The sequence below is a fragment of the Novosphingobium sp. YAF33 genome (assembly GCF_052113265.1).
GTDB lineage: Bacteria > Pseudomonadota > Alphaproteobacteria > Sphingomonadales > Sphingomonadaceae > Novosphingobium.
Window position 1 is genome coordinate 266,164 of sequence record NZ_JBFRCW010000005.1, and the last position, 12,349, is coordinate 278,512.

Sequence of the window (12,349 nt, forward strand, 5' to 3'; positions counted from 1 at the left end):
GGCCACAGGGCCCCTGTCAATGCGGCGAAGGGGGCTGCGATGGGGATTGCGGCGGTGCAGGCAGCGGTGTCGACGGCCTGGGCGGGGCCGGCGGCAAGGCTGCGGCAGGCTCGGGTATCCGCGAGCCGTCGCATTCACGCGGGCCTTCTCCCATGTCCATCCGTGGCAGGCCCGCGGCGAGGGCATCAGCCTGGGCACGTCGGCTTGCGTGGAGGAGGCCGCCGTTCATCGGATCGCCGCGTTCCACTCGCTTGCGGACGGCGTGCACGCGCATTCGAAATTCGGGCTGAAGCTCACGGCGTCCTTCGAGTTCGAGCAGGGGAAGAAGAGCGGAATCGCCTTGCTGGCCAAGATAGCACAAGTCCAGAACCGCCCCGGCGCCGCCGACCTCGCGGGCGTGACGCACATTCCAGGTTGCCGCTACCGTACCGAAGTCGATGAAGCTGGCTATCGTCAGCATCAGGGCGGTAATCGCGAGATTGACGTTGACCAGCCAGGCCGAACTGCGATCGCGCAGCAGGCGCCAGCAGATCGTGGCAAGGCCGAAAGCAACGAGCACCATCCAGGCCAGCGCCGCGATCCGCAAGCGTGTGAGCGAATAGGCTTCGACATAATCGACCGTGCGCTGGATCGATGAGGCGACGAGGACGATGTTCTGCGCGATCCACAAGGTAACCAGCCATCGGATCATGGGCGAACCGGCGGTCTCGGAACCCGGACGCAGCGCGATCAGCACGAAGAAGGCTGCCAGCACTGCCGTGGCGATCAGCGGGTAGGCACCGCGGTGCGCATAGTCGGCCAGCGTCATGCCTTCGGGCAAGGATGCCATGCCCCACAGATAGGCCGCGTCGAGCAGGTTCTGCACGGCGAAGATCGCGTTGAAGACCACCAGCGAGATCATGATCGACGCAGGCGAGAATCCCGGCAGGCGGGTATCTCCCCGTCCTTCGAACAGAGGGTGGGGGCGTTTCAGCAGGCTGGGACGCAGCAGGCTCCAGAGCATGGCGAAGAACAAAGACCACAAGAGGGCCCGGCAGATCGTGAGGAAACTCGTGTCGATCGCCAGCAGTGCGGAGGCAGCCCGCGCCAGTATGGGATTGGCGGCGCAGAACAGCGCTGCAATAATCGTCCCTCCCAGCAAGGGGATCGTGAGCAGGGAAGCGGCCCGGCGTATGCCGATCCGCTTGCCGTGGCCAGCCCTGCGGACTCGCGCGATGCGCCGCAGGTCGATAAAGGGCCCGAACGGCGTGCGCAGCCCCTGCCACAAAAGACGCTGCGCCCATTGCCAGCCGTCATCGAAGCGGCCAGCCTGCGGCAGCTGGGCCGCCATGCCTGCTGCAAGCCAGAACAGCATCACCGACAGCAGGCTGGCATCCCAGGCCAGAGCGAGCGCGAAAACGGTCGCTGCCATGACTGCCAGCAGAGCCGCGCCGCTCCGCCGCACGGCCGGCCTTCCAACCAGCAGGCCGGCGAGCAGGGCGAGTGCGAGGACGCCGGGCGCTCCGCCGATCGGTCCGCGTTGGTAGAAGAGCCAGTCACCCAGTCCGGCGAAAGCCAGGCCCATCGCCGGCTTCCATCGAAAGCTGGAGCCCAAGCGCGATCTAGCGAGTTGCATTCGTGTATCTCCCTGAAAGACGGGAGTTATCATGAGCGGCCAACTGCGCAGCCGGTAATGGCATGGCGGTCAATTCTTGGCGCAAGGACTGTGCAGAACCCGTGCAGAGCGAGTGATGCTTCCCGGTAATCGGCCGTTATCCGCTATCGTGATGTGTTCGACTTGGATGCAGGGATTGGAACTGCATGTTCACGCCCCTTGTCTGAATGCAGTTCGAGAAACTACCTCGGCTCCACCAGTAAAGTGGAGAACATACATGCGTTTTCGTGCGATCATGTCCATTCCATTGATCTCAGGGCTCATGCTATCGGCCTGTGGCGGCGAGAGGTCCCCGGGAGACGGGGGATACGAAAATGTGACGGCAAGCAACGGTGGCACTGAGCGCTATGACGGAAAGACGGTCAGCCCGATCCACCGCGTGGTCAGCGAACCCGTCTCGACCTTTGCCGTCGACGTCGACACGGGCTCCTACACCAATGTCCGGCGCATGTTGATGGGCGGGCAACCCGTACCGGAAGAAGCCGTGCGGACAGAGGAAATGATCAACTACTTCCGGTACGACTATCCACTGGCGACCGATCGCACGGCGCCGTTCAGCGTGACGACGGACGTCACCACCACGCCTTGGGACAGGCGGACCCGGCTTCTGCGTATCGGCCTGCGCGGCTATGACGTGGCACGGTCCGAACGTCCGGCGGCGAACCTGGTCTTCATGGTGGACGTGTCCGGGTCCATGGACGCACCGGACAAGCTGCCGCTGGTGAAGCAGGCGCTGTCGATCCTAGCTGACGGACTGCGGGCGGAGGACAGCATTTCCATCATCACGTATTCGGGCTCGGTGGCGACATTGGTCGATGGCAGCCACGACGCTGCTGCGGTCAAGGCGGCGCTGTCCGGGCTGGAGGCAGGCGGCGGCACGGCCGGAGGCCCGGCGTTGTCGATGGCGTACGACCTTGCGCGGGCGCATCGCATTCCAGGCGGAATCAACCGGATCGTCATGGCGACCGATGGGGACTTCAACCTCGGTTTGTCCGATCAGGCGGGGCTCGAGGCCATGGTCCGGCAGAACCGCGAGGACGGCATCACGCTGACGACGCTTGGCTTCGGCCAGGGCAACTACAACGATGCGATGATGGAAGCGGTCGCCGATCTCGGCAACGGCAACCACGCCTACATCGACAACCTGATGGAGGCGCGCAAGGTGCTGGACGAGGAATTGTCGTCCACGTTGTTCACCATTGCCAAGGACGTAAAGGTGCAAGTCGAATTCAACCCGGCCGTTGTCAGCGAATATCGCCTGATCGGCTATGAGAACCGCGCGCTGCGGGAGGAGGACTTCGTCGATGACAAGGTGGACGCCGGCGAGATCGGAGCAGGGCACCAGGTTACTGCGATCTACGAGATCGTGCCCGCGGGGCAGTTGGGATGGCTGCCTGCCCGAAAATACGCTGCAAACACCGCGACTGCGTCGGCCGCAGCTGCGAATCCTGTTGAGGCTGCAACCGTGCGGCTTCGCTACAAGCTTCCGGAGGAAACGGAAAGCCGGCTTCTCGAAGCGCCAGTCGCTGCCGGCCGCCTTGGCGCCGCAACGGCGCCGGAAGGCGATGCCGCATTCGCCATCGCGGTGGCCGCATTCGGGCAGAAGCTGCGCCGGGACAGCCGGCTGGCAGACTTCGGCTACGCCGATATTGCGCGTCTCGCCGGGCACCCGGCGAATTACTGGCGACAGGAATTCGTGGCGATGACCAATTTGGCGGCACGTTCCGACGGCGAGACGGAGCGGGGCCGCGCCGGGCTTTCCGCCTCAGACCCCAATGGTGCGGGTTATGCGCTTAGGCCATGATCGATCGCGGCGGGCAGGCTGAGGACCACGAGCAGTCCGCCGCCGTCCTGGCGATCTTCGAGCCGGACCGTCCCGCCTGCCAGCTTCATCGCTTTCACCGCGATGGACAGCCCGAGGCCGCTGCCTGCTTCGTTCGCGGTGCCGCGCTCGAAGCGGCGCAGCAGGCGGTCGCGATCGGCCGGGGGCACGCCGCGGCCCCGGTCGCCCACGGTAATGGCAAGGCGATCGGAACTGCGGACGATGGCGATGTCCACTTGTCCGCCGTCCCGCGCATGGACCGTCGCATTGCCGATCACGGCCGAGAGTGCGATCTGCAGCGAGGAGGGGTCGCAGCGCCAGCGCACGATGTGATCGGGCGTGACGGAGAACTCCATCGTTTCCGGCGGCAGATGGATCAGCGTTTCGGCCACGACGTCCGCCACCAGTGCATGGACATCGACCGAGCGGGTGGACACCGCCGTCGCGTTCAGACGGGCGAGGGTGAGCATTCCGTCGATCAGGTCGCCGGCCCGGTCCACTACGGCGAGCAGGCGGTTCGTTTCCTCCTGCTGCGGGGCGGGCACGCTCTTGCGCAGGAGCTGCGCCTGCGCGCGGATCGCCGCCAGCGGCGTACGCAGTTCATGCGCGACATCGTCGGTAAAGGCCTGTTCCAGTTCGTAGGCCTGGTCCAGGCGAACGAACAGCTTGTTCAGCGCGACGATCAGCGGGCCGAGGTCGCGCGACCAGTCGCCGCGCGCCAGCGGCGTCAGGTCCGCCAGTGAGCGGGCGTTCAGCGTGCTTGCCAGCCGCTCGACTTCGGACAGGCTCTTGCGCAGGGTCCACCAGAGCACGAGCATGCTGGCCGCGATCAGCAGCAGGAGCGGCAGGGCCAGCTTGCGCAGTACCGGAACCATCGAGAATTCGCGCATCGTGTCGCGTTCCGCCACCACCACCAGCAGGCGGGGATCGCGGCCAGGCAGTCCGTAACTGCGCCAATGGTCGCCCACGGCGATGAAATCGTGCAGTCCGGGTTGGCGCGGCACGAGGCTGACCGGCGCGCCCCAGCCGGACTGGGCGACCGGCTGGCCCTCCCAGAAGACCGCAAACATGCACCAGTCGTAGGAGGCGTGAAAGGCCTTGCGCTCCTCGTCCGACAGCAGAGGATCATCGTCGAGTTTCTGCGGTTCCCGTGCCTGATCCTGCGCCTGATCCTGGCCTTGATTTTGCCCGCGGGCGGCGAGCACGCCTGCGGTCAGCTCGTCCTGCATCATCATGTAGAGCAGGCGCGAGGCGTTCACCAGCTGCGCATCGGAAGCGCGGCCGATCTCCCGGTTGGTGACGGAATAGAGGATCGCGCCCATGCCCAGGCCCGTCAGCGCCAGCAGGATCAGCACGCGGCGATAGAGCCGGCTGGAAAGCGACGAGCGCTTCATGCGTGCGGCCCGCCCACCATGTAGCCGAGCCCGCGCGCGGTGCGGATGAAGTCGCGCCCGAACTTGCGGCGCAGCGCGGATATGGCGACTTCGACGGTGTTCGATTCCACCCAGTGCTCCTGGTCGTAGAGTTCGCCTTCGAGGTCGGCCTTGGAGACGAAGCGCCGGGCGCGCCGCATCAGCAGGGCGAGCACGCGAAATTCCTTGGCGGTCAGCGCCACCACCTCGCCCTCCAGCGAGGCGACGTGGCCGGAGAAATCCAGCGTCACTTCGCCCACGCTCACGCTGTCGGCCGAGCGGCCGTCCTTGCGCCGAAGCTGCGAGCGGATGCGCGCGGCCAGTTCCTCTAGGTCCACGGGCTTGACCACATAGTCGTCGGCGCCGGCGTCCAGCCCGGCCACGCGCTGGCGAGTACGGTCGAAGGCGGTCACGACGATGACCGGCGTTGCATTGCCCTCTGCGCGGAGCTGGCGCAGCACCTCCAGTCCGCCCATGCGCGGCATGCCCAGATCCAGCAGGATCACATCGTAGGCGTTCACGCTGGCCGCTTCGAGGACGTCGTCGCCCCGCGCGAAGAGATCGACCACATAGCCGTCCAGCTCCAGCGCGCGCTTCATCGCCGGGCCGAGGTCGGCATCGTCTTCGGCAACCAGCAGACGGGGCAAGGGCCAGGCTCCCAGAGCAAGTGAGCGGCACGGATCCGCCGCGGCAAGCCTTTCGCCTATGCCAGCTTTCGGGAGCCGTCAAACGGGCGAAATATCTTTTTCGCGCCATCAGCCTCGCATCAGCTTCGGGGTCTAGGGCCTGTGGATCGACCTGAATTCAGGCGGCGCTTTTGCAGGAACCCCCCTCCGCCACACCCGGCAAAGACCGGCAGGCGGAGCCATCACGGCCCATTCGAATATGACCATCCACCAGTCTCCGCGCGATCTCGCATCCGGGATCGTAACCCGTCCCTCCCATGGCCCGGCTTTTCCGGTCTCGCGGCGGAAGGCCCGAAACCCCCTCGCACCCTGTGTGGCGCTGATCGGCCTGGACGGGTCGGGAAAGTCCACCCTGGCCAGCGATCTCGTTTCGCTGCTCGACCGCCGCTCGCCCACCCGCTCGATCTACCTCGGGCTCGGCACCGGCGATCTCGGGCGCCGGATCGGCGGCATCCCCGTGATCGGCCGACTGGCGGAGCGCTTCCTGACCGGCAAGGCGAAGAAGGCGCATGACGGCAAGGCGCATGACAGCAAGGCGGGGCCGGAGCGGGAGAAGCGCCTGCCCGGCCTGGCGACGGCGCTGGCGATGTTCGGCTTTTCGCTGGCGCGCAGGCGGCGTTTCCGCAAGGTGCTCGATTTCCGCCGGCACGGTGTGCAGGTCATAACCGACCGCTATCCGCAGGCCGAAGTGCCCGGCAGCTTCGATGGCCCCGGCCTGTCCTGGATGCGCAAGGGTTCGGCGCTGGTCCAGCGCCTGGCCTCGCGCGAGCTCGCGCTTTACGCCGAGATGGCCGCCTATCGCCCGACACTGGTGATCCGGCTCAACGTCGATGTCGACACGGCACTGGCGCGCAAGTCCGATCACCAGCGCGACATGCTGGAGAAGAAGCTCGCAGTGGTGCCCACCTTGCGCTTCGGCGGGGCGCAGATCGTCGACGTCGATGCCACCCGCCCTTACCGCGAAGTGCTCGAAAGCGTGCTGGCCGTGCTGCGCCGCCATGGCCTCGAGGCCTGAAGTTTCGCGTTCCGGTCTTCCCCTGCGGCAACACGATCGAGCCGCTGCCCCATCGATTTTCAGGTTTCCAGATGATCCGTAATTCCCTTCCTCCCCTCATCGCCGTCGTCGGTTGCGACGGTTCCGGCAAGTCGGCCGTCACCGAGGCGCTGCGCCTCTGGATGAACGCGCGCCAGCCCACGCGGATCTGCCATCTCGGCAAGCAGTCCGGCAATATCGGCCGCCGCATCGCGCGCCTGCCGCTACTGGGCGGGAAGCTCGACAAGTCGATCCACGCCAAGGCGCAGAAGGCCCAGACCGACAAGGGGCCGGGCGTCCTGGCGGCTATGGTGATCTACATGTTCTCGATGCGGCGCGTGCGCCGGTTCGGGCGCATGATGAAGCTGTGGGAAGGGGGCCATGCGATCATCGCCGACCGCTTCCCCCAACTGGGCGTGCCGGGGCCGATGGATGGCCTCGGCCTGGCCGGTGCGGGCGGGGGCGGGGGCGGGGGCGGTCTCGTGGGCTGGCTGGCACGCTCGGAGCGTCGCCGTTACGCGGCGATGGTGGTCAATGCGCCCGATCTGGTGCTGCGGCTCAACGTCTCGCTGGAGGTGGCCCTGGCGCGCAAGACCGATCACCGCGCTTCCTCGCTGGCGCGCAAGGTGGCCGACGTACCGCGACTCACTTTCGAGGGCGCGCCCATCGTCGAGATCGATGCGGATCTGCCGCTCGAACAGGTGCTGGCGCAGGCCAGGGCCGCGATCGAGCGCCGCCTGGCGGAGATCGAAGCGCGGGACCTTGCCTCCGACAGGAAGGCGGCGTGATGAAGTCTCTCTCCATGAAGCACTGGTTTGCCGACGGGGTGTTCCGCACGATCGTGCGCAATGCCTCCTACCTCGGATCGAGCAAGCTGGTCGGTGCGCTGCTGGGCCTCATCGCGCTGGCCTGCGCCGGGCGCGGACTGACGCCGGCCCTGTTCGGCACCCTGGTCATCATCCACTCCTATGCCAATGGCGTCGGCGCGCTGGTCAAGTTCCAGACCTGGCAGTTCATCGTGCGCTATGGCACCCCGGCACTCGGGCGCGGTGACCTTGGCGAATTTCGCGACGTCACCGGCTTCGCTTTCGGGTTGGACCTTGCCAGCGGACTGGTGGGCCTGGCGGGGGGACTCGTCCTGCTGCCGTTCCTGGCCGCCTGGTTCGGTATTCCCGCCGAAGACGTGCAGCTCGCGATGCTCTACTGCACGCTGATCCCGACGATGACGGCGGCAACGCCGACCGGCATCCTGCGCGTGCTGGACCGGTTCGACCAGATCGCCGTGCAGCAGATGGTCACCCCGGCACTGCGCGCGCTGGGCGGCGTGATCTCCTATTTCGGCGGCTTCGGTTTCGCCGGCTTCGTCATCACCTGGTATCTGGCCGACCTGCTGGGCGACTTGTGCCTCTGGGCGATGTCGGTGCAGGAACTGCGCCGCAAGGGCATTCGCGGCGCGCTGCGTCCCGGCCTGGCGGGACCGGGGCGGCGGCTGTCGGGCGCGTGGGACTTCGTGTGGACCACCAATTTTGCCCATTCGATCTGGGCGGCCTGGGGCCCGGTGAGCAACCTGATCGTCGGCGCCTTGCTCGGGCCGACCAGCGCGGGCCTGTTCAAGATCGCGGCGACCTTCTTTGATTCCGCCAGCAAGCCGGCGGATCTCATGTCGCGCAGCTTCTATCCGGAGATCATGCGCCTCGACCCTGCGACCCGCCATCCCTGGCAGCTTGCCATCCGCAGCGCGCTGATTTCCGGCGGGATCGGCTTCGTGATCCTGCTGGCGGTGATCCTGGGCGGCGAACCCGTGATCGGGCTGGTGTTCGGCAAGCGTTATGTCGAAGCCTATGACCTGCTTCAGCTCATGACCGCCTCGCTGATCGTGACGATGGCCAGCTTCCCGCTGGAATCGCTGCTCTACATGGCAGGACGCCAGCGTTCGGCGCTGGTGGCCGAAGGCGCGGCGGCGGCGGGCTATGCGGTGCTGCTTTTCGTACTGATCCATATGTTCGGCATCACGGGCGCCGGGCTGGCCTATGTCGCGGGGGTATGCCTCAAGGCACTGTTCATGTTCATGCCCACGCTCTGGGCCTATCGGGCACGCGGGACGCTTTCGCATATCATGGCGCAGGAGGCGCACGCATGAGCAGGCATTTCCCGCAGGAAACGCTTGGCGCGCTGTTCGACGCCATCGAGATAGACGACGTGGTGGACCCGGTGGTCAGGCTGCCCGATCCGATCACGGTCGAATGCTCGCAGGAGGAGATGGCCCGCTGCCTGGACCTGTGCCGCCAGTTTTGGCGGGAACGGGCAAGTCAGGCGGAGATGCGCGCGCTTGTCGGCACGCTCCTGCTGACCGGCGACCTGCCGCAGGACGCCCGCGCGCGCTACAAGCATATCCGCGCGGCCTACAAGCAGCTGCGCTTCGCCCTGGTGCTCTATGGCCGCCCGCACAAGGCGCCGCTGCTGTTCCGCGCGACGGTGGCGATCATGGGGCATCTGCAGGACGCGTTCCGCAACCGCCGGCGCGCGGCGATCCTCGGTTTCGCGCTCATGCTCCGCGTGCTGCTGGCCCGGCCGGCCTGGGCGGCGGTGCGGCGCGAGGTGGGCAAGGTACGACTGGACGATGCGCAGGGCTTCCTCGCCTTCCGCAAGGCGGAGTTTCGCAAGCTGAGGGGCTGGCTGAGAGACGGGGCGCTGACCGGGCACCGCTTCCACATGATCCGCAAGGTCGTCAGCCGCCAGGTCTCGTTCTACGACACCTTGCGGACGCTGGAACCCGACGAGCACGCTTATCGCATGTCGCGCTTCCTCAGCGCCATCAACGGGCTGATGGGCAGCATGCACGACGATCTCGTGGAACAGGCCGGCAAAGGGCACCGCGACTACCACCGCGACGATGTCCCCATGCCGGAAGACATTCTGGTCCGCCTGCAGGCCCTGACATCGGCCTATCCGGCATGATGGGCCGTCAGGATCGGCACCGGCATCGGCATCGGGCGCGGAGCGGCCCCGCCGTCACCCCGGCAGCCTAACGCCATCCTTTCTCGATCGCTGCCCGTTCCTGGGCGGCATCGAGAGGATCGCCGCGCATCATGTCCTGTGCGGCGGCGAGCATGTCGCCCTGCACCGAACCGGCCTGCCGGTAATCGCTCGATGGCCCGCCGCCGCCCGCCATGGTGCGTTCGAGCAGCCAGGTGCCGTCTCGCCGGCAGGCGATGCCCGAAGTGGCCGTGCCTGCGAACACGCGGCAATAGTCGCCGCCCTGCCGCCTGAAACTGGCGAGCATGCGGAGGCCGTCGACATCGCCTGCGGATGCCAGCTGACGATCCAGCGTTCGCGCCAGCGAACCCGAAGCGGCCAGCCCCGCGCGCGTCTGGGTGACCGGGCCTTCGCGGTGCAACTGGCTGCCGAGCATCAACCCGAGCACCAGCGAGGCGGCGATGGCGAAGGCCATGCGGCGATCCGCGAAAATCGGCACGTTCGGGCGCCTGGCTGCGCGATCGCGCGCCTTTTCGGCTTCCTTGCGCCGGGTACGGGCCGCAGCAAGATCGACGACTTCGGCGGGTGAGGGGGCGGCTGCGGGGGCGGGAGCGGGGGCGACCTTGTCGGTCGTGGCCTGTCCGGCATCCGCGGCGGCGGCGCGGGCGATGAGGTCCGTCAGCGCAAGGGGTACCGGCTCCTGCGCAACCGGATCGAGGCGGCCGCGCAGCGCGGCGCGCAGGCCGCGCTCTGCCTCCAGCCGCCGGGCGAGGACGGGATCCGCAGCGATTGCGGCTTCCACGCGCGCGGCCTCTTCGCCGGACAATTCACCATCGGCCAGGGCCATGAGCTCTTCGGGGGTCACGCTCATGCGGTTTCTCCAAGTTCCTTCAAAAGCGCCTCGCGGCCGCGGCCGAGGCGGGAGGTCAGGGTGCCCTGCGGAATGCCGATGATCTCGGCCGCTTCCTTGTAGGCAAAGCCCTCGACCAGGACGAGCACCACGGCTTCGCGCTGGTCGGCGGGGAGGCGCGCCAGTGCCCGGTCGACATTGCCAAGCTCGACGCGGTTTTCCGCATCGCGGTCTCCTGCCATGCCCACGTTCGCGCCCTCGTCCTCGTGCACGAACGTCCGTGCGCGGCGGCTGCGCGATCTCGTCTCGTCAATCCACTGGTTGCGCATGATCCGGTACACCCAGGCATCGAGCCGCGTGCCTTCCTGCCACTGGCTGCGGGCCACCAGAGCGCGTTCGACGGTGGACTGGCACAAGTCGTCGGCATCCGCCGCGTTCTGTGTCAGGCCACGCGCGAAGCGGCGCAGGCGGGGCAGCAATTCCGTCAGTTGGTCGCAGAAGTCGTGCGTTCTCATCGAAATATCGTTTCCGTGAGGATGAAACGTCCCGATGGCACCGTTTCATCCTTGAGCGCCACCGATTTTTGCTGTGGGAACGAGGAATGGGTCGAAGGTCTGAAATGCGTGCGGGGCTGGCCGCGCTGATACTGGCCGCGCTGGCGGCCCCCGCCGCCGCGCAACTGGGATTGCCGGGCGGGCTGGACCCCCTCGGCACGATCGATCGCACGCGGTCGACCGTTTCGGGCGCTGCCGAAAATGTCGTCGACCGTTCGGTTTCGGGGCTCTCCACGATTGCCGGCAATGCCGGCCAACTGGCGCAGGACCGGCTCGGGCGGCTGCGCGATTTCGTTGCGGCCCGGCGCGGCAGCGTCGACTGGGACGAACGCCACGAACCGGCCCGCGCCGGCGAACTGCTGCTGCTCGATCCCAATGCGGACAGCCTCGCACGGGCCGCGGAGAAGGGCTTCGCGCTGATCGAACAAGCCGGGATCGCGGACCTCGGCATCGCCTATGCCCGCCTTTCCACCCCGAAAGGCGAGCCGCTGGCCCGGGCCATTGCCGACTTGCGCCGCATCCTGCCGGGCCGGGAGATCACGGCAGACCATTTGCACTTTCCCTCAGGCGCTGCCTCGGGAAAGAGCGGTGCAAGCGCGGCGGCAACCGCGCTGCCCAAGGGCGGCACGGTGGGCGTGATCGATGGCGGGATCGCCGGATCGGACCGACTGGCCGCGCAAGGCGCCTTTGCGGCCGGGGCACCGAAAGCGAGCGACCATGCCTCGGCCATCGCCTCCTTGCTCAAGGGGGCGGGCACGACACGGATATACGGCGCGGATGTCTACGGCACCGATCCTGCGGGCGGCAATGCCCTGGCGATCGCGCGCGCCCTCGGCTGGATGGCGGCGCAGCGGGTGCCGGTGGTCTCGATCAGCCTGGTCGGGCCTGCCAATCCGCTGCTGGCCCGCGCGGTGGCGGCGGCGCGGGCCAGAGGCATCGTTGTGGTCGCGGCCGTGGGCAATGACGGCGCGGCGGCGCCCCCGGCCTTTCCCGCCTCCTATCTCGGCGTCGTCGCGGTCACGGGGGTCGATGGGCGCGGGCGCGTGCTGATCGAGGCGGGCAGGGCCGCGCATCTCGACTATGCGGCGCCCGGCGCTGACATGACCGCGCTGGTGCCGGGCAAAGGGCGCATCGGTCTGCGCGGCACCTCATTTGCAGCGCCGCTTGCCGCCGCCCGGATGGCCGCGCGAATGGGCCCGGGCCGCGACGTCGCGGCGGTCTTGCGGGCGACCAACACCGAAGCCCTGGCCCCTTCGCGGCGGACCGGCCGCGGTGTGCTCTGCATGGTCTGCCGGACCGGCGGCTGATCGCGCTTTCGGTTTTTTCGGCATGCCGAGGGATGAAACCGGCAAGGCCATCCGT

The 12,349-nt window shown here is 67.5% G+C and carries 11 protein-coding genes; 6 read left to right on the forward strand and 5 right to left on the reverse strand.

Annotation, left to right across the window (positions count from 1 at the left end; all coding sequences use genetic code 11):
* Nucleotides 1–16: 16 nt before the first annotated feature.
* Nucleotides 17–1,615, reverse strand: coding sequence for a DUF4153 domain-containing protein (locus tag AB4Z00_RS12250; protein ID WP_442046146.1), 1,599 nt, complete (start codon nucleotides 1,613–1,615; stop codon nucleotides 17–19).
* 175 nt (nucleotides 1,616–1,790) lie between these two features.
* On the opposite strand from AB4Z00_RS12250, the gene AB4Z00_RS12255 reads away from it, so the two are divergent.
* Nucleotides 1,791–3,458, forward strand: a complete 1,668-nt coding sequence (locus tag AB4Z00_RS12255) for a vWA domain-containing protein (RefSeq protein WP_442046147.1) — start codon at nucleotides 1,791–1,793, stop codon at nucleotides 3,456–3,458.
* On the opposite strand, the gene AB4Z00_RS12260 is transcribed toward AB4Z00_RS12255, so the two are convergent.
* Together AB4Z00_RS12260 and AB4Z00_RS12265 are read right to left on the reverse strand one after the other, a co-directional pair.
* Nucleotides 3,440–4,870 carry a sensor histidine kinase gene (locus AB4Z00_RS12260; protein WP_442046148.1) on the reverse strand — a complete coding sequence of 477 codons (1,431 nt, stop codon included), beginning with the start codon at nucleotides 4,868–4,870 and terminating at the stop codon, nucleotides 3,440–3,442. The two genes, AB4Z00_RS12255 and AB4Z00_RS12260, sit on opposite strands and share 19 nt — an antisense overlap.
* Nucleotides 4,867–5,535 carry a response regulator transcription factor gene (locus AB4Z00_RS12265; protein ID WP_207912989.1) on the reverse strand — a complete coding sequence of 223 codons (669 nt, stop codon included), beginning with the start codon at nucleotides 5,533–5,535 and terminating at the stop codon, nucleotides 4,867–4,869. Before AB4Z00_RS12265 ends, AB4Z00_RS12260 begins: the two co-directional genes overlap by 4 nt.
* A 238-nt stretch (nucleotides 5,536–5,773) precedes the next feature.
* Between AB4Z00_RS12265 and AB4Z00_RS12270 the strand changes: the two genes are divergently transcribed.
* From AB4Z00_RS12270 to AB4Z00_RS12285, 4 genes are all read left to right on the forward strand, one after another.
* On the forward strand, nucleotides 5,774–6,589 hold the full coding sequence (locus AB4Z00_RS12270; protein ID WP_442046149.1) for a hypothetical protein: 816 nt from the start codon (nucleotides 5,774–5,776) through the stop codon (nucleotides 6,587–6,589).
* A gap of 71 nt (nucleotides 6,590–6,660) precedes the next feature.
* Entirely contained in the window at nucleotides 6,661–7,395 is a 735-nt protein-coding gene (locus AB4Z00_RS12275) for a nucleoside triphosphate hydrolase (RefSeq protein ID WP_442046150.1), read from the forward strand.
* Nucleotides 7,395–8,747 carry a lipopolysaccharide biosynthesis protein gene (locus AB4Z00_RS12280; protein WP_243841028.1) on the forward strand — a complete coding sequence of 451 codons (1,353 nt, stop codon included), beginning with the start codon at nucleotides 7,395–7,397 and terminating at the stop codon, nucleotides 8,745–8,747. The genes AB4Z00_RS12275 and AB4Z00_RS12280 overlap by 1 nt, the downstream gene beginning before the upstream one ends.
* On the forward strand, nucleotides 8,744–9,565 hold the full coding sequence (locus AB4Z00_RS12285) for a hypothetical protein (RefSeq protein ID WP_442046151.1): 822 nt from the start codon (nucleotides 8,744–8,746) through the stop codon (nucleotides 9,563–9,565). The genes AB4Z00_RS12280 and AB4Z00_RS12285 overlap by 4 nt, the downstream gene beginning before the upstream one ends.
* A 67-nt stretch (nucleotides 9,566–9,632) precedes the next feature.
* Here the strand turns inward: AB4Z00_RS12285 and AB4Z00_RS12290 are convergent, their stop codons facing one another.
* Together AB4Z00_RS12290 and AB4Z00_RS12295 are read right to left on the reverse strand one after the other, a co-directional pair.
* Nucleotides 9,633–10,454 carry a hypothetical protein gene (locus AB4Z00_RS12290; protein ID WP_442046152.1) on the reverse strand — a complete coding sequence of 274 codons (822 nt, stop codon included), beginning with the start codon at nucleotides 10,452–10,454 and terminating at the stop codon, nucleotides 9,633–9,635.
* On the reverse strand, nucleotides 10,451–10,948 hold the full coding sequence (locus AB4Z00_RS12295; protein WP_442046153.1) for an RNA polymerase sigma factor: 498 nt from the start codon (nucleotides 10,946–10,948) through the stop codon (nucleotides 10,451–10,453). Before AB4Z00_RS12295 ends, AB4Z00_RS12290 begins: the two co-directional genes overlap by 4 nt.
* 86 nt (nucleotides 10,949–11,034) lie before the next feature.
* On the opposite strand from AB4Z00_RS12295, the gene AB4Z00_RS12300 reads away from it, so the two are divergent.
* On the forward strand, nucleotides 11,035–12,294 hold the full coding sequence (locus AB4Z00_RS12300) for a S8 family serine peptidase (protein ID WP_442046154.1): 1,260 nt from the start codon (nucleotides 11,035–11,037) through the stop codon (nucleotides 12,292–12,294).
* Nucleotides 12,295–12,349 lie beyond the last annotated feature (55 nt).